Source organism: Psychrobacter sp. Pi2-52, from assembly GCF_904846705.1.
Classification (GTDB): domain Bacteria; phylum Pseudomonadota; class Gammaproteobacteria; order Pseudomonadales; family Moraxellaceae; genus Psychrobacter.
The window spans coordinates 20,638-45,877 of record NZ_CAJHBS010000003.1; the positions used below are offsets into that span (position 1 = coordinate 20,638).

23 protein-coding genes are annotated in these 25,240 nt (G+C 43.4%); 9 read left to right on the forward strand and 14 right to left on the reverse strand.

The window, feature by feature from the left end:
- Positions 1–309: 309 nt before the first annotated feature.
- The gene (locus tag JMY00_RS02440) at positions 310–1,608 is read right to left on the reverse strand and encodes a hemolysin family protein (RefSeq protein ID WP_201579117.1); all 1,299 of its coding nucleotides are present in this window, start codon (positions 1,606–1,608) and stop codon (positions 310–312) included.
- 547 nt (positions 1,609–2,155) lie between these two features.
- Here JMY00_RS02440 and yajC point away from each other — a divergent pair.
- From yajC to JMY00_RS02470, 6 genes are all read left to right on the forward strand, one after another.
- Positions 2,156–2,485: a preprotein translocase subunit YajC gene (yajC, locus tag JMY00_RS02445; RefSeq protein ID WP_057759529.1), complete on the forward strand. Its 330-nt coding sequence runs from the start codon at positions 2,156–2,158 to the stop codon at positions 2,483–2,485.
- A 392-nt stretch (positions 2,486–2,877) separates the two neighbouring features.
- A complete protein-coding gene (gene secD, locus JMY00_RS02450) occupies positions 2,878–4,755 on the forward strand; it encodes a protein translocase subunit SecD (protein WP_101205370.1) in 1,878 nt (625 codons plus the stop codon).
- Positions 4,756–4,764: 9 nt separating this feature from the next.
- Positions 4,765–6,027, forward strand: coding sequence for a protein translocase subunit SecF (secF, locus tag JMY00_RS02455; RefSeq protein ID WP_201579004.1), 1,263 nt, complete (start codon positions 4,765–4,767; stop codon positions 6,025–6,027).
- 231 nt (positions 6,028–6,258) lie between these two features.
- Positions 6,259–7,662: an MATE family efflux transporter gene (locus tag JMY00_RS02460; RefSeq protein ID WP_201579005.1), complete on the forward strand. Its 1,404-nt coding sequence runs from the start codon at positions 6,259–6,261 to the stop codon at positions 7,660–7,662.
- Positions 7,663–7,817: 155 nt separating this feature from the next.
- Positions 7,818–8,549: an AzlC family ABC transporter permease gene (locus JMY00_RS02465; RefSeq protein WP_240990628.1), complete on the forward strand. Its 732-nt coding sequence runs from the start codon at positions 7,818–7,820 to the stop codon at positions 8,547–8,549.
- Positions 8,539–8,898: an AzlD domain-containing protein gene (locus JMY00_RS02470; RefSeq protein WP_134292519.1), complete on the forward strand. Its 360-nt coding sequence runs from the start codon at positions 8,539–8,541 to the stop codon at positions 8,896–8,898. Before JMY00_RS02465 ends, JMY00_RS02470 begins: the two co-directional genes overlap by 11 nt.
- Before the next feature lie 119 nt (positions 8,899–9,017).
- Here JMY00_RS02470 and purF read toward each other — a convergent pair whose 3' ends face one another.
- From purF to JMY00_RS02525, 11 genes are all read right to left on the reverse strand, one after another.
- Positions 9,018–10,553, reverse strand: coding sequence for an amidophosphoribosyltransferase (gene purF / locus JMY00_RS02475; protein WP_101205374.1), 1,536 nt, complete (start codon positions 10,551–10,553; stop codon positions 9,018–9,020).
- 236 nt (positions 10,554–10,789) lie between these two features.
- On the reverse strand, positions 10,790–11,287 hold the full coding sequence (locus JMY00_RS02480) for a CvpA family protein (RefSeq protein ID WP_057759516.1): 498 nt from the start codon (positions 11,285–11,287) through the stop codon (positions 10,790–10,792).
- A 30-nt stretch (positions 11,288–11,317) separates the two neighbouring features.
- Positions 11,318–12,352, reverse strand: coding sequence for a quinone-dependent dihydroorotate dehydrogenase (locus JMY00_RS02485; protein ID WP_057759514.1), 1,035 nt, complete (start codon positions 12,350–12,352; stop codon positions 11,318–11,320).
- 214 nt (positions 12,353–12,566) lie between these two features.
- Positions 12,567–12,968: a hypothetical protein gene (locus JMY00_RS02490; RefSeq protein ID WP_227526596.1), complete on the reverse strand. Its 402-nt coding sequence runs from the start codon at positions 12,966–12,968 to the stop codon at positions 12,567–12,569.
- 202 nt (positions 12,969–13,170) lie between these two features.
- On the reverse strand, positions 13,171–13,740 hold the full coding sequence (gene gspM, locus JMY00_RS02495) for a type II secretion system protein GspM (RefSeq protein ID WP_201579006.1): 570 nt from the start codon (positions 13,738–13,740) through the stop codon (positions 13,171–13,173).
- Positions 13,741–13,772: 32 nt separating this feature from the next.
- Positions 13,773–15,044, reverse strand: coding sequence for a type II secretion system protein GspL (gspL, locus tag JMY00_RS02500; protein WP_201579007.1), 1,272 nt, complete (start codon positions 15,042–15,044; stop codon positions 13,773–13,775).
- A 189-nt stretch (positions 15,045–15,233) separates the two neighbouring features.
- On the reverse strand, positions 15,234–15,692 hold the full coding sequence (locus JMY00_RS02505; RefSeq protein WP_201579008.1) for a histidine phosphatase family protein: 459 nt from the start codon (positions 15,690–15,692) through the stop codon (positions 15,234–15,236).
- A gap of 57 nt (positions 15,693–15,749) precedes the next feature.
- Positions 15,750–17,042 carry an NAD(P)H-dependent glycerol-3-phosphate dehydrogenase gene (locus JMY00_RS02510; protein WP_201579009.1) on the reverse strand — a complete coding sequence of 431 codons (1,293 nt, stop codon included), beginning with the start codon at positions 17,040–17,042 and terminating at the stop codon, positions 15,750–15,752.
- A gap of 126 nt (positions 17,043–17,168) precedes the next feature.
- Positions 17,169–17,837 carry a nitroreductase gene (locus JMY00_RS02515; RefSeq protein ID WP_201579010.1) on the reverse strand — a complete coding sequence of 223 codons (669 nt, stop codon included), beginning with the start codon at positions 17,835–17,837 and terminating at the stop codon, positions 17,169–17,171.
- 121 nt (positions 17,838–17,958) lie between these two features.
- Positions 17,959–19,059, reverse strand: coding sequence for a cell division protein ZapE (gene zapE, locus JMY00_RS02520; protein ID WP_057759500.1), 1,101 nt, complete (start codon positions 19,057–19,059; stop codon positions 17,959–17,961).
- Between the two features lie 133 nt (positions 19,060–19,192).
- Positions 19,193–19,852 (reverse strand): alpha/beta fold hydrolase, encoded by a 660-nt coding sequence (locus tag JMY00_RS02525; protein ID WP_201579011.1) that lies wholly within the window; start codon positions 19,850–19,852, stop codon positions 19,193–19,195.
- Positions 19,853–20,154: 302 nt separating this feature from the next.
- Between JMY00_RS02525 and JMY00_RS02530 the strand changes: the two genes are divergently transcribed.
- The 3 genes from JMY00_RS02530 (at position 20,155) to xseB (ending at position 22,733) form a co-directional block, all read left to right on the forward strand.
- Positions 20,155–20,523, forward strand: a complete 369-nt coding sequence (locus JMY00_RS02530) for a hypothetical protein (RefSeq protein ID WP_201579012.1) — start codon at positions 20,155–20,157, stop codon at positions 20,521–20,523.
- Between the two features lie 370 nt (positions 20,524–20,893).
- Positions 20,894–22,426 carry an exodeoxyribonuclease VII large subunit gene (gene xseA, locus JMY00_RS02535; protein ID WP_201579013.1) on the forward strand — a complete coding sequence of 511 codons (1,533 nt, stop codon included), beginning with the start codon at positions 20,894–20,896 and terminating at the stop codon, positions 22,424–22,426.
- Between the two features lie 61 nt (positions 22,427–22,487).
- The gene (xseB, locus tag JMY00_RS02540; RefSeq protein WP_101205385.1) at positions 22,488–22,733 is read left to right on the forward strand and encodes an exodeoxyribonuclease VII small subunit; all 246 of its coding nucleotides are present in this window, start codon (positions 22,488–22,490) and stop codon (positions 22,731–22,733) included.
- Between the two features lie 91 nt (positions 22,734–22,824).
- Here the strand turns inward: xseB and pncB are convergent, their stop codons facing one another.
- Both pncB and JMY00_RS02550 read right to left on the reverse strand, forming a co-directional pair.
- The gene (gene pncB, locus JMY00_RS02545; protein ID WP_201579014.1) at positions 22,825–24,051 is read right to left on the reverse strand and encodes a nicotinate phosphoribosyltransferase; all 1,227 of its coding nucleotides are present in this window, start codon (positions 24,049–24,051) and stop codon (positions 22,825–22,827) included.
- A gap of 266 nt (positions 24,052–24,317) precedes the next feature.
- The gene (locus JMY00_RS02550) at positions 24,318–25,229 is read right to left on the reverse strand and encodes an ATP-binding cassette domain-containing protein (RefSeq protein ID WP_201579015.1); all 912 of its coding nucleotides are present in this window, start codon (positions 25,227–25,229) and stop codon (positions 24,318–24,320) included.
- Positions 25,230–25,240: the final 11 nt, after the last annotated feature.

Below are 25,240 nucleotides of genomic sequence, written 5' to 3' on the forward strand. Positions count from 1 at the left end.
TGTATCTGTATAGATATATCTATATAAGTATACTCATATCATATGCCGAGCCTATCATCGAATTCTCACAGCCATGTGACACCCTGTGTAATTATTGCGACTAGAAACACAGACTATCAAATCAAATACTCTTAACATTTTATGCTGTAAATCCTAGCTCAAACAGTTAAATTCTTTGTAGCTCTAGCTTGATAGTCAGCCCATAATGAGCTGACCATTTTTAAACCATCAATCTTTAGAACCATCAATACTTATGATTGAACTATCAACGCTAGAGTGTGGCTTCATTAAGGCGTCATTAAGGCTTCGTTAGGACTTAGGTTCGTTGTTACTATCTTCATACTGCTCATCATCGCTGAGCTTCATACCTAAACGCTCTACCCGTCTGTCCATCATCTGACGAGCCAAGGCCTGCATGTCTTCGACGCGGTCAATCTCATCAACAATCTCAAGACCTAACAATGTCTCAAACACATCTTCTAACGTGACAAGCCCTTTAACTTCACCATATTCGCCGACTGTAATGGCGATATGAATACGGTTTTTTAGCATCAACTCTAACAAGTCAAACAGCTTCATTTTAGAGAAAACAAAAGTGATGTCACGCTGAAATTGCGTCAACGGCTTGTGCATAGCATGATTAACTTTAGCCAGTAGCATGTCCGTTTTTAGGACAAAGCCTGTAATGTTATCCAAATCACCATCATAGATTGGCAAGCGAGAAAACGTCAGCTTCGGACGATCAACCAATAGTTCAGCAACGGTTTTATTCTCTTCGAATGCAAGCATCACCGAGCGCGGGGTCATGATGTCTTCGACTTTAATCGCGCCAAATGCAAGCAAGTTACGAATGATACGCGATTCTAGTGGGTCAATTTGCCCTGACTCTTCACCGATACTCGCAAGAGCAGCAAACTCACGGCGGCTAAATGTTTGCGGCTCTTTACCACGTACCAATAGTTTTGTCAGACGCTCTGAGAACCAAATTAACGGATATAGCAGCATGATGATGCCACGAACGAAATAAGCAACCAAACCACTTAGCTGACGCCAGTAAACCGTACCTAAAGTTTTTGGGATAATCTCAGACAAGAATAAGATAGCAAGCGTCATAAGGGCCGAAAACAGACCAAACCACGCACTACCAAAGACGATTGTGGCCTGTGCACCCGCTCCAATAGAACCAAGTGTATGAGCAACGGTATTTAACGTTAAAATAGCGGCTAGCGACTGGTCAATATTGTCCACTTTGAGACTTTTAAGCATTTCTGCTTTTTTTGGACTGGTCTCTTGTACATCAGCAATAAACGATGGCGTCATGCTCAGCAGAACAGACTCTGCTAATGAACAGACAAAAGAGACACCAATGGCGAGTAAGACAAAAAATATCAATAAAGAAACGCTAAGCGCAGTTGGTGCTGCCGCCCCGCTGGATGTTGATACAGCACCAGCTGCCCACACTGCCTGCGGTAGCATAAAGATTGCTAATGCAGATAGTGCCGAAAAAGAAGTATAACCAAATCGAGAACTAGTAGTCATTCTCGGGGGAGGTTCTGCAGATGCGTCTTTACGATGAGCGCGCGGACGACATAAACGAGGTACAAACATAAAAGTGGTGAACAAGTTAGGTAACCTAAAAAGAGTAAAAGGAAGATAATGTCATGAGCAATTTATATTGATTTTCAGATTATCATTAACAAAATAATAAAAGACATCTGTCTATCGTATAAATAGTTACTCAAAGCTGATTTAATCGCTATTTCAAAGCCATACTATGCTTTAAAAATCCGTAATATGGTTCAATATATAGCATACTAAATACAGGCCATCATTGCCATTTGATAGTAGCATTGATGATACCATTTCACAATAAGTCACCATTTTTAAGTTTTTGTTTTTTGATGACTTTTATTGCCCTACTATTAACGGTTGTATGACGACATCTTTACTAGCCAATTCATGACAGTTATTTAGCCTGAGGCTTTATATGTATTATTCGAATATAGTAAAAACATTGTTGTCCAACTCGTTGGCTGATAGTATGCCTTACGCTAAGAAAAACACGCTCAGCCTATGATTAACAGTTACCAAGTCTGGGATTTTTTGTTACTATGCGTCTAATTTTATTATTGTCTATGACTTACTGAGAGATATTATGAGCTTATTTATTCAAGCTGCCCATGCTGCACCAGAGACTGCAGGTGCTGCAGGTCTATTCGGTCAGATTTTACTGCCTGTTGCGTTTTTTGCGATTTTTTACTTCTTGGTCATTCGCCCGCAGTCTAAGCGTACCAAAGAACACCGTGCCATGGTTAACGCATTAACCGTGGGTAGTGAAATCATTTTCGCTGGTGGTTTAATGGGCCGTATTAAAGCAATCGAAGGCGATTATGCCGTTGTGAGCCTAAACAACAATACTGACGTGAAAGTACAACGTGCTTCTGTTATTTCAGTATTGCCTGCTGGCACGATCGAAAGCGTTTAATTAGAATGTTCACTAGCTTTTATTAGTGAAAATTTATTAGTGAACATTCAATAGTCGTCGCATTAACGAATGTAATGACTAAAAAATGACCGTATATGATTTACGGTCATTTTTCGCTATTAGCGCAGTAAGGTAAAATTGCTATATAAATTAAGCTTACTGTTTAGATGTCCTATCTTTATCCAATCTAGCCATATGATTTTTGGTGACCAGATAAACAGACATCTGTATTATTTGCTTTACTGTTTTATGCGTTACTATCATCGCGGATGATCGCAATTGTGCATGATGACGGCTGCTGAACATAGCACTCGACCGTTGCTATCGCTAACTTCCCATCTGCTAACTTGTGGCCTACGTCGCCAGTCGTTTATCAACTTAAAGAAGTGATTATGCAATATCCCGCTTGGAAATACTTACTAATTGCCGTCGTGCTACTCGTTGCCGGTCTATATGCTGCCCCCAACCTTTATCCTGACGAACCTGCTGTGCAGATTACGAGCGCAGCCGCAGGAACTCAGCTATCTGAAGGCATCTTAACCGAGTCTCAAAGCTTACTCGAAGAGGCAGGTCTAGATAACCACGATGGTACGTTTGAGGGCAACAGCGCGCTGGTACGCCTCAACAATCCAGTCGATCAGCTAAAAGCGCAAGAAGTGCTACGTCAAAACTTGGGCGAAGACTATGTCGTTGCCCTTAACCTAGCACAGACTACCCCGCAATGGCTACGCGATATCGGTGCAAGACCGATGAAGCTTGGTCTCGATTTGCGTGGTGGTGTACGCTTTGTACTCGAAGTCGATATGGACAAAGCGCTTGAACAGCGTTTGACCAGCGCCAGTCGTGATATGCGACGTGAGCTACGTGCTGAGCGAGTAGCAATCAAAGGTATCAAAACCGAAGATCGCGGCGTGGTATTGCATTTTGCTGATACTGATACTCGTAACCGTGCCCAAAATGTATTGCAAGGCTCGATGAGCAATACGTTTAACTTGCAGTCTTCTATTGATGATCAAGGTCCTGCATTGGTCTTATCGTATAACGATGCGACACTTGACGAAATCAATAGCTACGCGGTCAATCAGAACTTAACGACTCTACGTAACCGTATTGCTGAGCTGGGTGTTACCGAAGCTTTGGTACAGTCGCAAGGCGCTAGCCGTATCGTCGTTGAGCTACCTGGTGTACAAGATACTGCTGAAGCAAAACGTGTACTTGGTCGTACTGCAAACCTTGAGTTCCGTATGGTGGCAGAAGATGCTGACACTTATACTGGTGGCATACCTCCAGCGGGCACAGAAGCATTCCCATTCGAAACACTTGATGGTCCTCCTGTACTGTTAGATCGTCAAGCGATCGTCACCGGGGACAAAGTAACCAATGCACAAACTGGCTTGGATGAAAGTGGTCTACCTGAAGTAAGTATTACCTTGGACAGTGCTGGCGGCAAGCTCATGCAGAACGCCACTCGTACAGCGGTTGGTCAACAGATGGCTGTATTGTTCATTGAAAACAAACAAAGAATCACTTACGAAGAAGATCCAGCCACTGGTGAGACGACTGAAGTACGCACACCTTACGCTGAAACCAAAGTCATCAACCGCGCCAACATTCAGGCGGTACTGGGTTCGTCATTCCGTATTACTGGTCTAGATAGTAGTGCTGAAGCAGCTGAGCTTGCCCTATTGCTACGTTCAGGCGCACTTGCTGCACCGATGTATTTCGTAGAAGAGCGCACTATTGGTCCATCACTCGGTCAAGAAAACATTGATAAAGGATTGTTCTCTACGCAAGTCGGCTATCTATTAGTCTTCGCGTTTATGATTATCTTCTATCGTCTGTTCGGTGTGATTGCCAACGTTGCGCTAGCCGTTAACGTTATTATTATCATTGCGATTATGTCAATTTTGGGTTCATCACTTACCCTACCGGGTATCGCAGGTATCGTTTTGACCATTGGTATGGCAGTTGATGCCAACGTGCTGATCTTTGAGCGAATACGAGAAGAGATTGCCAATGGTGTGCGGCCAAAATCAGCCATTGTGGCAGGTTTCGATCGCGCATTTAGCAGTATTTTTGATGCCAACATTACAACCTTATTGGTCGCGTTTATCCTATTTGCGATTGGTACTGGTCCGATTAAAGGCTTTGCGATTACGCTAGCTATTGGTATTGTCAGCTCGCTATTCACCGCTATTTTGGTGACACGTGCACTGGTACAAATTGCTTATGGTAAGCGTAAATCCATCAAAAGTCTGAGCATCGGTTAGGAGAATATTATGGCGATCGATAATAACAACCCTTTAGAACAGCAGAATAATCCTGATCGAAATGGCTCAAACGGTGACACGACCAATGCAAGTACGCGTCGCCGTAACAAACCGCGTCGTGATGGTAAAGGTAGCAATACTAAAACCAATAACCCTACTACCGCAAAGTCAGGTAAAAGCTCTAGTCGTCGCGGTGGTAAAGGTCAAAATGCCGAAGACAGTCAAGCACTGTCTACCGCTGTTGATTCTGACGTAATATCAGGTGACGCCGCTGATGATGCAGCAGCTGTCGCTGAAGGTGGCATCAAGGCAGTTGGCAACCAACGTATCATTCCATTTATGAAGATAGAAAAGCCGATGGCACTACTATCTTTATTTATGGTGATCGGTAGTATCATTGCTATCGCGGTAAATGGTCTGAACTTAGGTCTTGATTTTACTGGTGGTGTCTCTGCTGATGTTCGTTATGAGCAGCCTGTTGAGCAAGTTGCTGTTGTACAAGCACTAGCAAACAATGGCTTTGATGATGCGGTTGTACAGTATCTAGGTACGCGTGAAGAGCTATTGGTACGTCTACCTCCTCAGTCTGATAACGTCGATGGACTAAGCGCAAATCTGACGCAAGCATTGGCACTACCTAGCAATACCGCTACGATTAGCAACGTAAATATCATCGGTAGCCAAGTTGGTAATGAGGTTTATCTAAACTCAGTCATGGCATTGGTATTGGCACTGGTATGTATGCTTGGCTATGTTGCCCTACGCTTCCAGTTCAAATTGTCTCTAGGTGCTGTACTGTCACTATTTCATGATGCCGTCGTAACCATCGGTGTATTTGCTCTATTCGGTTTCCCATTTGACTTAACAGTCTTGGCTGCGGTATTAGCATTGATTGGTTATTCATTGAACGATACCATCGTTGTCTATGACCGTATTCGTGAAAACTTCCGCCGTGTTCGCGGAATTACGCCAGAACAGACGATTGATTTGTCATTGACCGAGACGCTACGCCGTACGATTATGACCATCTCAACTGTTCTATTGGTCGTATTGGCTATGCTCTTCTTGGGCGGTGATGGATTATACTGGTTCTCAGTAGCTCTGTTTATTGGTTTGCTTGCGGGTACTTACTCATCGACTTATATCGCCAGTTCGATTCCGCTGCGCATGGGTCTGTCGCGTGATGACTTTATCGTAAAAGTAAAACCAGAGTTTGAAGAAGAAATCGTTACCTTTAATGATCCAAAAATGTTTGAGCAAGACAACGTTTAGTAAGGTATATTAGATAGATTGATACGTTGAACTAGCGTGTTATCACACTTTATATAATTACTGATTGTACAGCTACAACGTTTAAATAAGAGCACCTGACTCATGAATAATGAGTCTAGGTGCTTTTGTCTTTATAGCTATTTTGTCTCTTATATTAAATGTACTGCCTTACAATTTTATTACCATTTAACGAATATACCTCTTTATCGTTCACGTATAAACGAGTCACCCATGTCAGCTAATTCAGCAACTTCTCACGCGATGCCACCTATTGATACAAGCTATAAACGTATTGTCGCGATTGCGCTGCCTGTACTGCTAGCCAATTTGGCTATGCCATTGCAGAGCGTTATTGATACGGCCATTGTAGGCAACATGAATGACACAGCGAAACTTGCTGGTATGGGTTTGGCCATACAACTGCTGTCGCTATTGCTTGTTAGCTTTAACTTTTTGCAGTATGCATCATCTGGGCTTGCTGCGCAGGCATTGGGACAATTGGCTAATAATAGCAATGCATCAGCTCTATCAGTGCCCACGCCTTTGCTGTCTATCTTACAGCGCGCATTACTATTGGCATTCGTTATCGGAGCAATATTACTACTGGCAAAGCCATGGCTGATTGATTTTGGCTTACAAGCACTATCAGCCAATCCTGAGAGTGGACGCGCGGCGAAAGCCTACTTAGATGTACGCTTTTGGGGCGTGATCGCGGAGCTGATGAATTTTGCATTTATTGGTTGGTTTGCAGGACAAGGTAAGACCCGTTATATGCTTTATCAGCAGGGCTTTATTGCTGTACTTAATATCGTACTGACTCTGTTTTTTGTATTTGCAATGCAGATGGGGTTGGCTGGTGTCGCACTGGGAACGACTATTGCATTTTGGTTTGGAATACTGATGGCATTATGGTTAAGTCGCCAACATTTAAAAATATCATGGACAGCATTATTTAAAGCGGATCGACAGTATTTTACGAAAGAAAAGATGCTTAGGCTATTTTCTTTAAACAAAGATATCTTTGTACGCACTCTTATCTTAACGCTAAGCTTTGCTTGGATTACTCGCCTATCTGCCCAAAGCGGAGATGTCATACTGGCTGCTAACGCTATTTTATTGCAAGTATTAAGTATATCCGCCTTCGCTCTTGATGGCGTCGCTGTCTCTGCTGAAACATTGAGTGGACAAGCTGCAGGAAGGCGCGCTTGGCCACGTTTTCGTATTATTGTGAAGCGTACAGGCGTAGTTAGTTATGGTCTTGCTATCATGTTGAGCGTCATTTGGTGGCTTTCGATGCCTACGTATTTAGGATTGATGACCAATATTGATTCGGTATTTGCCCTCGCCTATGACTACCATTTATATGCCGTATTATTGCCTCTTGTAGGCGTTGGTGCCTATTGGCTAGATGGGATATTTTTCGGTTTGACAGCTGGTAGCGTGATTCGTAATGCGGCGCTGATACTGGCTGCTATTTTCTTCCCGTTGAGCTGGTTGCTCTATCAACAATGGGATATGACAGGTATTTGGCTTAGCGTGTGGTGTCTATTATTATTGAGACTAGTCATTCTAGGTGGGTTTTTGTACCGTGCCAATCAGACTGGCAGCTATGAAAAACTACAACCTGAAGCTTAGTTGATTTTATACTATGTTTGCTCTATCAATTTTCGATAAATCATTTTTATTAAGCTCGTTTTTCATTTTTTAATTTTGCAGCAATACCGTTTGAATTAATAATTTTTATATCGATAGATTTATAAAAATATCATAAGAAAAATTTAGGATGTCATGTGAATACTCATTCAAATGAATTAAGTCATCAACCTGAAAACCGCTACCACTGGGCTGACGGCTTTAAAAAAAGCTTGCCAGTTGCTATGGGATATCTGCCTGCCGGTATTGCCTTTGGTGTACTCGCACAGGTGGCAGGTATCCCGATATGGGCAACGATTATGCTCAGTATCGTTCTCTATGCTGGTGCAGCTCAGTATGCTTGTCTGCCGATGCTAAGCGCTGGCTTACCGATTGGCAATATCGCCACCAATATTGCCGCGATTAATCTACGTCATGTATTCTATGGTATGCCGTTATTACAGTATTTACCGAAAAATAAGCTGGCCAAGACGTATTGTCTGTTTGCTTTGACCGACGAGACTTTTTCGATCATGACCAGCTTACCAAATGAGTCGCGACGAGCGCTCATACTTCCTATCAGCCTCTTTAACCAAAGCTGGTGGGTACTCGCGAGTACGGTTGGCGTAATGATTGGTAGTACGCTCAGTGATTTGGTGCCAAATTTAGATTTTGCTTTGGTTTGTCTGTTTGCGATTCTTGCTTATGAGCAGTTTCAAAGTATCAAACGCTACTTCCCGATTGGTATTGCCGTGCTTGGCTTAATCATTGCCTCGCTATTTACCAGCGACTGGTTGTTACTAGTAGCCATCACTATCTGTATGTTTATGATTTTGGTACGTGGGTTTTGGATAGAGCGTCAAAAGACGGGAGAACATTATGACCAGTAGTTATCTTATTTTTGCTACGCTGGCCATGGCAGCAGTGACCTTTATCACTCGTGCGCTACCCGCGCTGATACCTAGAAAGCTACTAGACACACCTTGGCTACATCGGTTAAATGAGAGCTTGCCATTATCAGTGATGGTGCTGCTAATTTTGACTAGCCTTTCCTATCAAGACATATCGACGACTGTTACTTTAAGCGACACTGAATTACATCTATTAATGGCACAAATCGGCGCACTTATTTTGGTATTATTTATTTATCATATCAGCCGTCAGCTTTTGGTCAGTATGGTTGTTGGTATTGCGGCAATCAACGGGCTGTTTTGGTTATTTAACAGCTTCTTAGGCTAAAACTGTTTTGACCATTTATATAATCGTCAGTACTCTTAGCTATACCTTAAACATAAAAAAGCTAGATTCTATTTAGAATCTAGCTTTTTCTTATCTAAAAATAATGGCTTTAGTTTAGCTTAAAGCTCTTCTACACCCATCATATCAACTGGGGTATCAGCCACTATTTGTACGCCTTTTTTACCCGTTTTGGCAGTATCGTTACGCTGCTCTTGCAGGTGATCAAGATACGCTTCATTGATCTGACCAGTGATGTAACAGCCGTTAAATACCGCACAATCAAAACCTTCCACTCGGCTATGCTTGGTATCTTTTACTGCGTCGATTAAATCATCCAAATCTTGGAAAATCAAACGATCTGCACCGATGATATCACGTACTTCTTCAACGCTATTGCCTGAGGCAATAAGCTCGCTACGTACGGGCATATCAATACCGTATACGTTTGGAAATTTCACTGGTGGCGCAGCGCTGGCAAAAAACACCTTGTTAGCACCAGCATCTCGTGCCATTTGAATGATTTCATGACAAGTCGTACCACGAACGATAGAATCATCAACCAACAGTACGTTTTTGCCTTTGAACTCTAACGGTACAGCGCTCAGCTTTTGACGAACTGATTTTTTGCGCTGCTGCTGACCTGGCATAATAAACGTACGACCGATGTAGCGGTTTTTCATAAACCCTTCACGGTACTTGACGTTCATTTTTAGCGCTAACTCCATCGCTGAAGTACGCGACGTGTCTGGAATTGGAATGACCACATCGATATCGTGATCCTCACCCCATTCAGCAAGGATTTTATCTGCCAGTTTTTCACCCATGCGTAGGCGAGATTTATAAACTGAGATATTGTCCATAATCGAATCTGGACGAGCAAAGTAAACATATTCAAAGATACAAGGCGTGTATTCTTTTTGCTCGACGCACTGATGCGTATGTAGTTTATGGTTTAAATCGATAAAAATCGCTTCGCCTGGTTTTACATCACGAACGATAGTGAAGCCAGAACCTGTCAATGCAACTGATTCAGAGGCAACCATATACTCAGTGCCGCCATTCGGTGCCATACGCTTACCAAAGATAAGTGGACGGATACCATTTGGATCGCGGAATGCCAGTAAGCCATGACCAGTGATCAAAGCGACAACGCCATAAGCACCTTCACAGCGTTTATAGACAGCTTTTACTGCTTCAAAAATATCATCAGCCGTTGGATGGGTTTTGCCTAGATTCTGCATCTCATGTGCCAATACGTTTAACAGTACTTCAGAATCTGAGTCAGTATTAAGATGGCGACGATCCTCGATGTACAAAGATTTGGCCAAACTCTCAGCATTGGTCAAGTTACCATTGTGCGCAAGGGTAATACCATACGGTGAGTTGACATAAAATGGTTGTGCTTCGGCGCTGCTAGAAGTACCAGCTGTCGGGTAACGAACGTGACCGATACCGAACTTACCAACCAGTTTCATCATATGACGATTCATAAATACGTCACGTACCATGCCATTTTCTTTACGTAGATAAAGTCGCCCATCTTGCAAAGTGACAATACCTGCTGCATCTTGCCCGCGATGCTGTAGCATCGTCAAACCGTCATAAAGAATCTGATTGACTGGTTCGTGAGCTGCAACTCCAATGACTCCACACATAATAGCTATATCCTATTTTGACTCATACATTAGTACGACAATAACGGCAAACTTAACGACAGTATGTTGCTAAAACCATTCACTATCGCACGCCGCTAACCTGATGATATTGTAAGAAACTTAACGAGATTTTTCGATAATCTATGTTTGATTATCAGTGACACGTGCAAAAATTTAGAAGTATAAAAAGAAGTAAAATAATAGACACTTAGATAAAATAATAGGCAATTAAACAATTACGACTGATTGACCTGATCCCAAGCCATTCCTAGTACGTCCGATACCAACGCCTTGCCCATCGGTGCATATGGCATCAGCTCAGGCGCTAGTACTGAGGTTTGCCACTGCGGCATCTGTACTAGCAATGGCGCACTGACGCTCAATACAACCAAGACCATTAGTACGTTTTTGGCAGCACCCAGTACGCCGCCTGCCATTTTGTCCAAGACGCCCAAACGTAAGGTTTTGAGCACGCCTGAGAATACAAACGCCATCAGATGCATGATTGCCAATATGGCAATCACTACCAATAAAAAAGCCATGGCCATCTGTAACACAGGGTTTTGTACGATACCCGTCAACTGGGGCGACACCACTCCTGCCAGTCTAGTAGCAGCGATAAGGGCGATAAACCAACCTACCAAGCCTATTGCTGTTTTAATCAGTCCTACTTGAAAGCCGCGCCATAAGCCAATCAAGACAACAATAGCAATCACAATATCTAAACCACTCATGCTTTACGCCTTATTACCTTATTTATTGGATTAGCTTTCCATGGCATCGTAATAGCCACCGATTGCCTGAATGCAAGACTGCACCAGCCCAGGACCACGATAGATAAGCCCCGTATAGAGCTGTACCATGTCTGCGCCTGCTTCGATTTTTTTGACAGCTTTGGCACCGCTATCAATACCGCCTACGCCTATCAAAGCGACTTTACCATCTAACTGATCAGAGAATTGTTGCAAAATCTGGGTACTAATATGACTCACAGGACGACCAGATAAGCCGCCCATTTGGTCGCCATCACGCAAGTCTTCGACACCTACACGGCTTAGCGTTGTATTGGTCGCAATCAAACCATCAATCTCAAAGTCTATTAATTGCTGCGAGATATAATCAACTTGTAATGGCTCTAAATCTGGAGCAACCTTAAGCACTAATGGGACATAAAAACCATATTCAGTAGCTAACTGACTGTGACGGTTTTTAATCGTATCCATCAGCTGAGTCAGCGCTTCACCACTTTGCAAATCACGTAAGTTTTTGGTGTTTGGCGATGAGATGTTGACCGTAATGTATGAGGCATGCGGATACACACGCTCTAAGCAATACACATAATCATCGGCGGCTTGCTCTACCGGCGTATCGGCATTTTTGCCAATATTGATACCGATATTGCCTTTGTATTTACAGCGTTTGACATTGTCGATTAGATAATCAACGCCTTCATTGTTAAAGCCCATACGATTAATAATCGCGTCTGCTTGCTTGATTCTAAACAGCCTTGGCTTATCGTTGCCTACTTGCGGTCTTGGCGTGACGGTTCCTACTTCTATAAAACCAAACCCTAGCTCAGCCAGCGCGTCAATATAATCGCCGTTTTTATCCAAGCCTGCTGCCAGACCAACTGGGTTAGAGAATTGCAACCCCATACAGTCTGTTGGTTGCATTGACTGACCATACGCCAAGCCTAAAACACGCGCTTTATGCGCTTTATCCAATAAAGATAGCGTCATCTCATGGGCGTGTTCGGGATCCATATTAAACAAAAAAGGACGAAGTAAGGCATAAGACATAGTGATGGCAGACCCTGCTTGGAAGAAATAGTGAATAAAAAATGCGAATGAAATCGGGCGCAGCGATTATATCAGCTTAACAGAAATAAGAGCAAAGTTTCAGTCGCTAAATTTCTACATTTAAGCGGCAACCAATACTGATGAATCTCTGCTACGTAACGATAACCTGCCGTTTTCTAAGCTAAAAACATAGTATAAAGGTACTCTTAAACGTCTAAGGTACTGGGCGTCCATCAGTCAACGCAATCCAACCACGTATAATGCGATATAAATGCCAGATGAAGGTAAAGGTCATAATCAGTAAACCAAGCCCAGCCAGTAATATTGAGCCAATAGCGATATTGCCACTATCCGCCAATACGCTAACGCCAAAGCCGCCTAGCGCAAAGGTAATCAAAATGATGCCAATGACGAACCAAACGATACTGTACCAAAAGGTCTTGATTTGCCAATCGAAATGCGTGGCTAACCATGAACCATTAGCATCATGGCGTTTGGCATAGTTCATGACAATCGGCACAATCCACAACAGACCCGCGGTAAAGTAGCTGATCACATATAAGAAATAAGTGATGTGGTTATAAGTAATTAAAGAACGGCGCTTATCGTTGCTCATACTGTCCCGCATTATGTGAGGTTTTCCTTACTGGTAATATTTTTGTTCAATAGTCATATGGTTAACTATTTAATGGAGCCGGATAAATGGCTTTTCAATGATACCAATGATAAAGCATCGTTTTGCTGTCGAGGATTGAGTGTCGAGTACTAGACACACAGTAATATAAGTATCTAAAATATTTATCACAAAATGATGCGTTTTAAGAAGTGACCGTTGCTTGTACCTGTATAGATTTATTGGTCAGATCTTGCTGCATAGATAGCTGTGTAAATTGCCAACCTTGCTGTTCAAGCTTACCCAGTGCAGTGCTGACAACCGCTTGACTAGGATGCGTAAAGCTCAGTTGCACTGCATCACCAGTCGCAACCACCTGAGCACCTGCTATACCTGAGTTATTGAGCAGCGCATTGATACGACTAGCGGGTGGCATATCAGCCTCTCCAGTAGCGTTGTTCCCAGTATTCAATGCACTACTATCAATGTTACCTGCTTGAGCACGCAACCAAAAATAATCTGCCACTTGCTCCTGATAGTCACTCTTACTATCGCTCGCTGCTTGATGAACGCTATAGCCACCATAGCCGCCTATAAACAACAGTAGAAATACGGATAATACAGCTAATGCTAGCTGATCACGGGGAGGTAATGCTTGCCAGCGCGTCGTTAGTACATTTTGATAATTATTCATACGCTCTGAGAATACTTGAGCCTTAGTACTGGTTGCAGAGACAGCTGCATGACGTTTGGTACGGCGTTGTAATCGTTTCATGTTTTGACCTTTATTACCAATACCTTGATGAGTTACGACGCTGCCGCATTGTTTGCCATGTCGCTGCTTTCTGCAATATTGTTTTCTACCACATGGACGGTGACTTGACCACTAAACTGACCTTGCTCATTACTATTCACTTGCGCAAGTTTGGCATTTAAGCCTTGTGCTACCAGCGTGCTCGTAAATTTATCAAGACTACCGCGATCTGGAGCAATCAAGGTAAAGCTGAGCGCCGATGGTTGCATTACCAGTGACTGTGCATGCAATGAGGACTGCTTAATTAATGGTGATATGCGTGACAGTGCGGCCATGTGCGATGCAGGCGCTTGGCTATCGCTACGCAGTTTTGGTTGCAGCTGTACCTGCAGTTTGGTGCGCGTACTCAGTGGCTCATTGGCGAACCAAGACTGATATTGTGCTGCAATTGCAGTCTTGGTTGCGGCGGTCGCTTGATTATACTTGTACCACTGCACACCATCGGTTGCCATTTGCAGCACTAACGCTGATAGCGCAACCATCATCGCCACTCGCAAATATGGTGATAGTTGTGAGTCAGTAGATTTCATAAAGAAATTAAGCGCGTGACGTTCAGGACTGTCAATTGGCTTAGGTACTGTAGGCAGGGTCGTCAGCAATAGCTGATGATCAGCGATCAACGCTTTAGTTTGCGCCGCTAACTCTAGCGTCGATGAGGAATCTAGCGAGTCAAGCGATACTTCAATAGCTGCCTCAATAGAAGGCAACACCATTACCTCACTTAAATGCGGGAAACGCTCAAACATTAGTGGTAAATAGCTGACGGCCATACCTTGACGCAATGATTGGCGCAGCAGCATAGTCTGCGAATCTTGATAAAGAGTCACTTGCTGACCTGCGCCCTCTTCTGGCGGTGGCAACAATAAAAAATCTGGCAGTAACGCTACTATATTCATACCGGCTAGCTGCGCACTTTGCTGCCATGCCTCAATATCGTTTTGTGCCAGTGCATACAATTGCGTCGTATCAGCATGGCTCAATTGGCGGATGTTTAATTGCTCAATAGGTGTTAATGAAGTTTCTTCAAATAAGTACTGCTTACCACTATTACCAAGCTGTTTAAGCTGAGCAACATTAAGCGCCGTATCCACTTGCAACGCATGACTTGAGGGAAAATATAGACAAAGCGCCTTTTGGCTACTGGACTTATAGTTACCATAGATTGTCTGTAGCTGTTGCCAACCATTAACCATTTGCCATTGCTGTACATCTTCGTGCCAGACAGCTAGCGGGCTATGCTGCGCTCGTAACCAAACATGTAACACTGAACGTGTCCTCAATTATTGCTGCGGTTATCAAAATATTGTTAATGACTGATGCGGTTTTTGAAAGAGCTGGACGATTTTATACGATTAATAACTGGCATGCTTCTCGCAAATACCACTTCAGATCCGTTATATTCAATCAACTATGCTCTAGCAAGTTACATATAAACAAAATATTAGAAATCTAGTCTAGTAAGGCTGGTCAGGAACAAAACGATCAACTTCCGTTGCCATGCCAGTCATCACAAATTCCATATCAAACACTCTGGCTTCCGCTAGAGAAAATGACTCAGGATAATCCCCTGTAAGCAATCCCGCGATATAGGCGACGATAGACATATGACAAACAACGACCAAACACTCAGCTTCAATATTGGCAATATCTATCAAAGCTTGGCGAGCGTCATCCGAGGGCGTGATATTGTCTTGCACAGATGAGGCGGCTTGCGGTGCTCGTGACTGGAACGCAGACAAAGTCTGCTCCGCTCTAATATAAGGGCTAACTACAAAACGATCTGGGCTATAGTGAGTGGTCACATACTCTGCCGTTTGCGCTGCCTGCTGCTGACCAAAGTCAGTCAGCTGACGTGCACTATCTGGACGTGTTTCGTCTTCTGCTTGACCATGACGTACTAATACAATTTTCATAACCTTCCTTGGAGCGCTAAGTTCGACTCTCTTGATACTGATTTTTAATGATGTGTCTTACTTATCAGCATCGCTGTCTTTGCTTTTAGTATTGCTATTAGAGGTTTTCATATGAGCCGTAAGTGCTGCATTGCTATGATCATGCGCCATGACAAACTCAACATCGCTACGGAATCCTGCTTCCATTAGATGTAGCGCAACGCCTAGAGCGGCCTTGTCTTCATAAATGACCGCATAGAGCGCATGAGTAATTGGCATATAGATACCCGCTTTGGTCGCTTTTTCATGTACTTGCTGAATGGTATTTACCCCTTCAGCAGTTTGGCCAAGCTTTTTGACCGCAGCATCAATACTCATACCGCGTCCAAGCATATTACCGATACGATAGTTACGACTTAGCTCTGAGCTACAAGTGGCGTATAAGTCGCCTACCCCTGACAAGCCCAAGAAGGTGAGCGGATTGGCACCTTCCTCAACGCCGAAACGACTCATTTCTGCCAAAGCACGAGTAAGAATCATCGCTTTAGTATTCTCACCTACTTCATAAGCTGCCGCCATACCCATGGCAATTGCGTAGATGTTTTTAAGCGCGCCGCCAAGCTCGACGCCGCGTATATCATCACTAGCAAACACTCTAAAGAAGGCGCTGTGTAATGCTGCTTGTACGGCATGACGCAACGGCTCTGACTCACTTGCGATAACCGTAGCAGACGGCATATTTTTCATGATTTCTATGGCGAGGTTCGGCCCTGACATAACGCCAAAGTTCACTTCTGGCAACACTTCTTTGATGATATCGCTCATCATCGCAAAGGTGTCTTTTTCCATACCTTTAGTCAACGACACAATAGACTGACCACTGATAAAAGGCGCGATGTTTTTTAGCGTTTCACGAAAGGCTAAACCTGGCACAGCGATAAAAATAATGTCTTTATCTTTGACGCTTGCCGCCAAATCATGGCTGTATTTCAGTCGATCATCAAGCTTATAGCCTGGTAGATACTTTTTATTGGTCTGTGTTTTGGCCATCGCTTTTACGGTACGCTTATTACGTACCCACAGCGTAGTATCACAGCCATTACGTGCGGCTAAATTTGCCATTGCTGTACCGAAGCTACCACCACCTAAAAACGCCAAGCGCAGCTTGGTCGGATTGCTATGAATGTCGGCCATATCCTTTGCCACAGCTGATTCAACAGGGCTAGGATTTGACTTTTTTCGGCCGAGACCTGACTTGGTTGCTCGCTCAAAAATACCTGCAAGCATACCGTTCTGCTTTTCAGACGACTCTTTGTCCGTCTCATTCTTAGCACTGGTTTTGTCTTTATTACTATTGTTAGGACTTGTCATGTTCTTTTATCCGTGTTGACTGACGTATTATCAATAGAATCTATCGTGCTCAGCGACTGGCCTTATTATCTTTGAATTACAACTTTATGAAATTATAATCTTATTAATAGACAGTACTGAGCTACATTACGACTCGAAGCGAACTAGCGGTTCGATATCAATAGGTTTGCGTTTGGACTCATCCTTGGGACTTGTGCCAGTATAAACAAAAGCGGTCACATAATCATCCTCGCCTACACCGAAATACGCTTTTACTGCAGGCTCATTACACAGCAGCCCAGTGCGCCAAACGGTACTAAACCCTTGAGCTTTTAATGCTAAGATTAGGTTTTGTACAGCAGCACCCGCACTGAGCATCTGCTCAAAAGGTGGCACTTTTTTGTGCTCTTGCATTTGAGTCACAGCCGTTATGATTAGCGGCGCTCGCAGCGGCATATTTTGAGTTTTAATGATGGTCTTCTCAGACAACTCTTCGCCATCTTGTAGCGCTTTTGCTTGGGCTGCTTCGAGCAAGGCACGGCCTAACTCATGGCGTGCCTCACCTTGCGTCACGATAAACCGCCACGGACGCAATTTTTTATGATCTGGCGCAGTTGCCGCACACTCAATGGCAGATTCAATCTGCGCCCGCGTCGGTGCTGGCTCATCTAGATTGCCCATGCTGCGTCTTGAATTTATCCAACCTATCAGCTCGTCACTGGTAGATGAGATATCATTCGCTGCTACATTCTTCACAGACAGTTTTTTATCTTCTATTTCTTGGCTTTCATTATCAGCATTGTCAGTTGTAGTCATTGTTTTATCCTTATTTATTATTATCTATCACTGCTTATTATTTATAATATCATTTTCTTATTTTTTAACAGTTATAGAGCAGTTGAGAGCGACACATAGGCAGTCTCAACTCAGCAATAAACTACGCAACATCTTCGACTCGGTGGTCCATGCGTAGATAGTCCTCTGACTGCATCTCAAGCAGACGTGAGCGAGTACGCTCAATCTCAAACGCCAGCTTCTCTCCTTGATACAAGTCTAGAATCGGCTGCTCTGCCCGTACCAATAGTTTTACACGGCGATCATAAAATTCATCGACGAGGTAAATGAAACGGCGCGTTGGATCACGCAAGTCGTCATCTAGTGCTGGCACAGAGTCAACTAAAACGGTACTAAAGCGTTTGGCAAGCTCAATAAAATCGGCGGCTGATCGCGGCGCCATACAAAGATGACGGAAGTCACAGAATAAGATATCTTCGGTACAAGCGTTGATTTTTACTTCTCGTCCATTGATAGTAATAGGCTCTTTGCTGATTTTCTGATTATTCGATAAGCTCGCAAAACGGTTGGCTAACCAATGATAGTTCGCCTTAGTAAGCGGCGCTTCGTATAACTCAGCTTGTTGCAATACGCGCAGACGATAATCAATTCCCGAGTCGATATTCATTACCGTCGTATGACGCTCAACTTCCGCAATGGCAGGCATAAAACGGTCACGATGTAAGCCATCTTTATACAGTCCAGCTGGCTCAATGTTTGAGGTAGCAACCAAAGTTATACCGCGATTGAACAGCATAGTGAACAAATCGCCTAATATCATGGCATCAGAGACATTAGAAACAAAAAACTCGTCAAAACAGATGATAACCGCTTCTTTATAAATAATATCAGCGACTTTCTCTAACGGATCACTCTCACCTTGTAGTTTGTTAAGCTCTCTATGGACACGCTGCATAAAATGATGGAAATGCAGACGCATCTTGCGCTCGATGGTCAATGAGTCATAAAACATGTCCATCATCCACGTTTTACCGCGGCCGACACCGCCCCACATATAAAGACCCGTTGGCGCGACAGGCTTAGATTTTAAAAAGCCAAAAAAACCTTTCTTTTGCGGTGCGCTATTGATGAGCTGATGGTATATCTCATCAAGATAGCTCATGGCCTGAAATTGCTGCTCATCCCGAGTAAACTCATCTGTACTGACGGCTTTCTCGTAACGTTGCAATGGAGATAAACTCATAATACGACTCATCGTTGAATTAAATAAATATCAAAATAGTAGGGTAATTTAGCATAACGCTGGTGCTACCAAGCAAGCCATGCTAAACCATATCAAAACGGAAACCATCAAGCTGAATTAGCTATGAATAAACTTAGCTGTCCTGCCCAAAGCTATGCTGGTCTAGTAATCCTTTGAGCTCTGATAAGCGACCATGGAAGAAATGACCCGCGCCATCGACCACGCTGACTTCAATGCCTAATCGGTCTGCAAATGCCTGCATATTGTCAGGTTCAATCACCTCATCCGCATTACCATAAATCTCAAAAGTTCTATCCGCAGGCAAATTAATATCAGTACTGTCATTTTTTTCGACTGATGGTGCGATAAGGGCAATTTTTGTGACCTCAAAGTCACCCAATCCCCATATATGTGAGGCTTCAAACACTTGCTCAGCCACTCGTGCAGTAACATAGCCACCAAAAGAAAAACCACCCAGCCATAGCTTTCGAGCATTGGTTTGTTCAGCAATCCATTGTAGCACGGTCATTGCATCGACCACTTCACCTTCCGCGTAATCATGCTCGCCTGTCGATTGACCAACGCCGCGAAAGTTAAAGCGTACCACATGCATACCATTATCACGGGCAAAGCGATACATGGTGGTGACCACTTTGTTATTCATCGTACCATCAAACAACGGATTGGGATGGCACAGCAGCGCCACAGTATCTGTATTTGGATCATTGGGATTGTCATTTTGCCACAGTGCGTCAACCTCGAGCACGCCAGCAGGAGCAGGAATCAATTGCATAGTATTACTTATTAATAAAAAATGAATGGCTCAATTATCCTAGATACAATTTATATTTCAAGTGATTTGCTGTGTACGGATGCGACTTGTTTTATTTTTGGTCAATAACGGTTGTCTGCCGTTTTGGAATATTGCTGTTCTTAAAGTTTTAAACTGGTTTATATCTGGGGTAAGGTTCATCGGCAATATACCTGTAATACAGCACACAATAACTGTCTAGACACTTAATATCTGGATAAGTTACATTCATAAAGCTTTGCCTATAGCTAAGACGTTCAGCTTATATAAATCAGGAATTATTTATGAATACTTTTAATAAAACTACCAGCTTAACGGCAACGTTAGTGGCTGCACTTGCTTTGAGCGCCTGTCAAAGTACGCCTTCTTCACCAGTGATCCAGCGTGCCAACTCTATCTATGAGACAACCGGTATCGCTGATACCAAGGTCAAAGCACAACAAAATGCGATCGATAGTGCGCAAAAAACTTGTCGAAGTAAGCAAGTGATTATCGTTGATGACAACGTAAAATATAATGGTATCTTAAACGAACGTACTGGTCGTATGGTTGGCCAAGTAGGTGCTGTCGTCGGCTCGATATTTGGCACGGGCACACCAGATTTGTCACGTAGCGATGATTACGAATACACCATTAACTTCCGTTGCCAATAAATATCGTCAATACCATATAAATCAGATACCGTGTTAAGCTCACTCAGTCTACTATTTGTAGCACTTTCGCTTGCCTTCCTTGTATCTGAATTATCTTGAACCGACTATATCTAGCTAAAAACATCTATCTATTTTTCTCTACACGACAACTTCTTTTAGACGCAAACAGGTTTACGATCTAACCGCCAACATTAAGTGACATGCAATCCTTCTCTAATTAAACAGCCAACAAACTACGATATAGATAATATATCAATCAAAGCTTGTTGGCTTCGCTTTTTGTGCTCTTCTTTTTAAGTTAAACTATCCGCTATCGTATTCAGCACATCCTCGTCAGTCTTTATATTTTCATTATCTTTGGTCTAATATTATGCGCAAACCCAATCTTTCAAATATTAAACAGGCCAAAGTATTAGCACCTGCCAAAGATTTGGCCACTCTAGAGGCTGAACTCGCTGAGCAGGAAGATCATTTAGAGGATACGGTCCTACGCCTGAGTGATTACTTATCAGCAGTTGAAATGGTCATCAAACAAACTTTTGACCACCGTGTATGGGTAAAAGCTGAAATCCGTAATCTGTCGAGTAAAGGTGGTCATTACTACTTTGAACTGGCCGAAAAAGATGACGATGGCAAAGTGGTCGCCAGCTGCCGTGGCAATCTCTGGCGCTTTAAAGCTGCTCGTGTATTAGCTAAGTTTGAACGTGCGACTGGCATGCCGCTTGAGCGCGATTTGACCGTACTCCTTAAAGTATCGGCAGGATTCCATGCCCAGTACGGCTTTTCAATCACCATTGAAGATATCGATCCCAGCTATACGCTAGGCGACTTGGCACGGCAATATGCAGAAATGGTTGACCGCCTAACAGGTGAAGGGTTATTACATCTTAATCAGCAATTACCTGCCCCTTTTGATATTGAGCATGTGCTGGTCATCGCCCCTGAAAAGGCAGCTGGATTAGGGGATTTTCAAGCAGATGCTAATCGCTTAGACAGTACAGGTGCGTGTCACTTCCACTACCATAGTGCGACTTTTCAGGGCAATCATGCACCCGCTGAAATCCGCCAAGCCATCGTTAGCGCCCAGCAGCAGTTTTACGATACTTATCAGCGTCTACCTGATTTACTAGTCATTATTCGTGGTGGCGGTGCGGTTGGTGACTTAGCTTATCTCAATGATTATGAGTTGGCAGCTCTGGTTGCTGAGCAGCCCGTCCCTGTCTGGGTGGGCATCGGTCATGAGCGTGACAAAGTCATCTTAGATGAAGTGGCGCATACTAGCTTTGATACACCCTCAAAGGTGATTGCTGCTATCCATAGCCACTTGGTCAAGCTCGTCACTCAGACGCTACAATATCAAGCACAAATCAAGCAAGCGGCTCAGCGTCAACTGAATACTGCTGAGCAACAAACCGCACGCCAGTTAAGCCAAATACAGTCGCAAACGATTGGGCAGCTCACCGCTCTACGAAAGGACAGTGACTATGCATGGCGCAGTATTCAGCAAAGTGCCCAGCGCCAAGTAAAGCAAGCAGTCAGACTGACGGCTGAGCGATACACACAAACGCAAACCTTAGCGCATCAAAAGCTCGCAAAAGCCGCGACTAATAGCAAAAGTTATCAAGAATCAATCATGCAGAACGCGCAGCAGCAAATTGTGCAAGCACAGCGCGATAGCGAATATCTACGTGACATCGTGCTATTACATCGCCCCTCTCGCGTGCTCAAGCAGGGCTATACCATGCTCACGGATGCTCGAAACAAGCAAATACTCACTAGTAGTACCCAACTGTATCCTGAGCAAACCGTCAATATCATTTTAAAAGATGGCAACGCAAAAGCGCAAATTATCGATGTCAATATGGATAAGAAAGCGATAGAAACTTCAGATACTCCAACTTGACCACATAATAACATCTACAGATTATTACTCATCTACTTACCTTTAACAATTAGGAAATTTTATGACAACCCCTACTCGCCGACGCAAAAAAGCCGCCCCAAAAACCTTTAAGGCGGCTTACGATATCTTAAAAACCAATGCAGCTGAACTACAGCAACAGGATGAGCCTGATATTGATAATCTAATGACAACGGTCGAAGAATCTATTGCCGCTTATCGCGTTTGCGAGACTCGTATCAATGCTGTACAGCAAGCACTAGATGCGGCCTTTGCCGAAGAAAAATCTACCAGTAGTGTTGATAGTTAAAAAAACAGCCACTAGATAGCAGCTGTTTGGTCAAGCCAAGCGTATCAATCTCATTTGGCACATTTGGCAACGCAACAGTTTGATATTCAGTTTACTCTGGTTCGTCAACCTCAAACACTTGACGCAGATAGGCAAGATACGTGTCGTTATTGATCATGGTCTTGCCTGGGCTATCAGACAGCTTAGCGACTGGCTGACCATTGCACTCTACCAACTTGAGCACGATATTAATCGGCGTAATGCCCATATCATTGGTCAGATTGGTGCCAATACCAAAGCTAGTTCTAATGCGACCTTTAAAGTATTGATGCAGCTCCCACGCCTTCTCTAAATTTAACCCATCGCTAAAAGTTAGAATCTTGGTTTTTGGGTCTATCTTTAGCTTCTCATAATGGGCAATTGCCTTATCACCCCAAATATATGGGTCGCCGCTATCATGACGCAGACCGTCGAATAGTTTAGCAAAATACAAATCGAAATCACGTAAGAACGCATCCATGCCGACTACGTCTGTCAATGCAATACCCAAGTCGCCACGGTACTCATGTACCCACGCTTCAAGTGCGGCCTTTTGTGAATCACGCAGACGCACATCTAATGCCTGAAACGCCTGCATAAACTCATGTGCCATCGTGCCTATTGGCGTCATTCCTAACTGCTTGGCCAAATACACGTTTGATGTACCACCGACTATCTTTGGCTCAGCTTTATGTAGCGTCTCCACTACATGTGCCTGCCAGCGTCGACTAAAGCGCCTACGTGTGCCAAAATCCGCAACGATAAATGGCGGTGTATCCTGATCGTACTGAGTTTGCGCATCGGCGTACTGATGTAATAGTGCTACTTTTTCATCGAGGCGACGTTGTCCTTCTTCTATCACGCTGTCATTAGATAGCGCATTAAAATATAGCTCATTGACGATAGCCAGTACAAATACTTCAAAGAACATCGCTTGAATCATTGGCCCTTCGATATCGATAAACAGGCGACCTTTATCGTCTGTACTTACCGTAATAAAGCGACGTTTTAGCTTAAATAATTCTAGATAATCAACGAAATCTGAGCGAATAAAGCGTAAGCTACGTAAGTACTCTAGCTCATCTGGTAAAAAGCGCAATTCGCATAAGCTGTCTAGTTGCTGCTCTAGATCTTTTTGGATATCAGCCAATGGATAGGCTGCATCTTTGTTATTACGGCAGCGAAAGCGATAAACACCATGGGTTTGCGGGAACTGATGCAGCATGGCTTGTAACATCGTAAATTTGTACAAATCATTATCAAGCAATGAAGTAATAATAGGTGCATAAGAAACGGTCATGCTATAGCCTTAAAAGTGCAAAATAAGAAACAAACGTCATTTGATAGACAAAGCGACATCATATGTGGACGATAAACAATACACGCTCATTCATTATGAGCCATCGATAAACCGTTCAGTATAACGAAGTTTGGTATTTATTTCAGAGTTCACTTTTGATTGCCGAAAAAGAACAGTAAAATTCCAATAAAACAATTACTCAGACCATTCATAAAAATATCGTATAAGTCTATCCAGACAACCTATTCATGGATGGTTAACACAGTTTAAGCTTTTGCACTCATAAACTGCTCCACATAGTCATCAGCAGGATTTTGCCGTAACTCTCTTGGCGTCCCCGTTTGTATGAGTCGACCACCATTTAGCATACTGATACGCTGACCTACTTTGACAGCTTCATCGATATCATGGGTAATAAATACAATGGTTTTGTTCAGTCGATCTTGTAATTCGAGTAGTTGGTCTTGCAGCTGAGCGCGAATGAGCGGATCAAGTGCAGAGAACGCTTCATCCATTAGCAAAATTGGATTGTCCGTCGCTAAAGCTCGAGCCAGACCAACGCGCTGCTGCATACCGCCTGATAGCTCATCAGGGTAACTGTTTTCCAGATTTGATAGCCCTACTTCATTCAGCCAATGTCGAGCCGTTTCATTTCGCTCGTTTACGCTCATTTTTCGGACACGCAGACCATAAGCGACGTTTTGTATGACCGTCATATGCGGCACTAAGCCGAAATGCTGAAAAACCATACTGACGGTCTGCTGACGATAATGCTGCAACTGCTTATCGTTGAGCGCTAAAATATTAATAGCCGTAGCAGAACTCTCTTCTACTACCGTACTTTTATTATCTGTCGCTGATTGCCTATCAGTCGTTGTATGAGTCGCATCTTCTCTATTCAGAGCAGTATCTACCCATATCTCACCACTGGTTGGATCTATCAAGCGGTTAATATGGCGTATCAGCGTTGACTTGCCCGATCCTGATAAACCCATGATGCAATGCAACTCGCCTGCCTTGATATCTAGATTGATATCATAAAGACCAACTGAATAGCCCGTTTGCTCTTTTACTTTGATGCTATCCATACCCTCAGCCAGCAATGCCAATGCAGACTGTGCTTGCGTACTACTGGCATTATAAATCTTACTGATATTTTTTAGTTGAATATGATTCATCGGTGCTCTCA

Coding starts and splice junctions, on each gene's coding strand:
- JMY00_RS02440 (WP_201579117.1), bottom strand. CDS start 1,608: ATGTTTGTACCTCGTTTATGTCGTCCGCGCGCTCATCGTAAAGACGCA.
- yajC (WP_057759529.1), top strand. CDS start 2,156: ATGAGCTTATTTATTCAAGCTGCCCATGCTGCACCAGAGACTGCAGGT.
- secD (WP_101205370.1), top strand. CDS start 2,878: ATGCAATATCCCGCTTGGAAATACTTACTAATTGCCGTCGTGCTACTC.
- secF (WP_201579004.1), top strand. CDS start 4,765: ATGGCGATCGATAATAACAACCCTTTAGAACAGCAGAATAATCCTGAT.
- JMY00_RS02460 (WP_201579005.1), top strand. CDS start 6,259: ATGTCAGCTAATTCAGCAACTTCTCACGCGATGCCACCTATTGATACA.
- JMY00_RS02470 (WP_134292519.1), top strand. CDS start 8,539: ATGACCAGTAGTTATCTTATTTTTGCTACGCTGGCCATGGCAGCAGTG.
- purF (WP_101205374.1), bottom strand. CDS start 10,553: ATGTGTGGAGTCATTGGAGTTGCAGCTCACGAACCAGTCAATCAGATT.
- JMY00_RS02480 (WP_057759516.1), bottom strand. CDS start 11,287: ATGAGTGGTTTAGATATTGTGATTGCTATTGTTGTCTTGATTGGCTTA.
- JMY00_RS02485 (WP_057759514.1), bottom strand. CDS start 12,352: ATGTCTTATGCCTTACTTCGTCCTTTTTTGTTTAATATGGATCCCGAA.
- JMY00_RS02490 (WP_227526596.1), bottom strand. CDS start 12,968: ATGAGCAACGATAAGCGCCGTTCTTTAATTACTTATAACCACATCACT.
- gspM (WP_201579006.1), bottom strand. CDS start 13,740: ATGAAACGATTACAACGCCGTACCAAACGTCATGCAGCTGTCTCTGCA.
- JMY00_RS02505 (WP_201579008.1), bottom strand. CDS start 15,692: ATGAAAATTGTATTAGTACGTCATGGTCAAGCAGAAGACGAAACACGT.
- JMY00_RS02510 (WP_201579009.1), bottom strand. CDS start 17,042: ATGACAAGTCCTAACAATAGTAATAAAGACAAAACCAGTGCTAAGAAT.
- JMY00_RS02515 (WP_201579010.1), bottom strand. CDS start 17,837: ATGACTACAACTGACAATGCTGATAATGAAAGCCAAGAAATAGAAGAT.
- zapE (WP_057759500.1), bottom strand. CDS start 19,059: ATGAGTTTATCTCCATTGCAACGTTACGAGAAAGCCGTCAGTACAGAT.
- JMY00_RS02525 (WP_201579011.1), bottom strand. CDS start 19,852: ATGCAATTGATTCCTGCTCCTGCTGGCGTGCTCGAGGTTGACGCACTG.
- JMY00_RS02530 (WP_201579012.1), top strand. CDS start 20,155: ATGAATACTTTTAATAAAACTACCAGCTTAACGGCAACGTTAGTGGCT.
- xseA (WP_201579013.1), top strand. CDS start 20,894: ATGCGCAAACCCAATCTTTCAAATATTAAACAGGCCAAAGTATTAGCA.
- xseB (WP_101205385.1), top strand. CDS start 22,488: ATGACAACCCCTACTCGCCGACGCAAAAAAGCCGCCCCAAAAACCTTT.
- pncB (WP_201579014.1), bottom strand. CDS start 24,051: ATGACCGTTTCTTATGCACCTATTATTACTTCATTGCTTGATAATGAT.
- JMY00_RS02550 (WP_201579015.1), bottom strand. CDS start 25,229: ATGAATCATATTCAACTAAAAAATATCAGTAAGATTTATAATGCCAGT.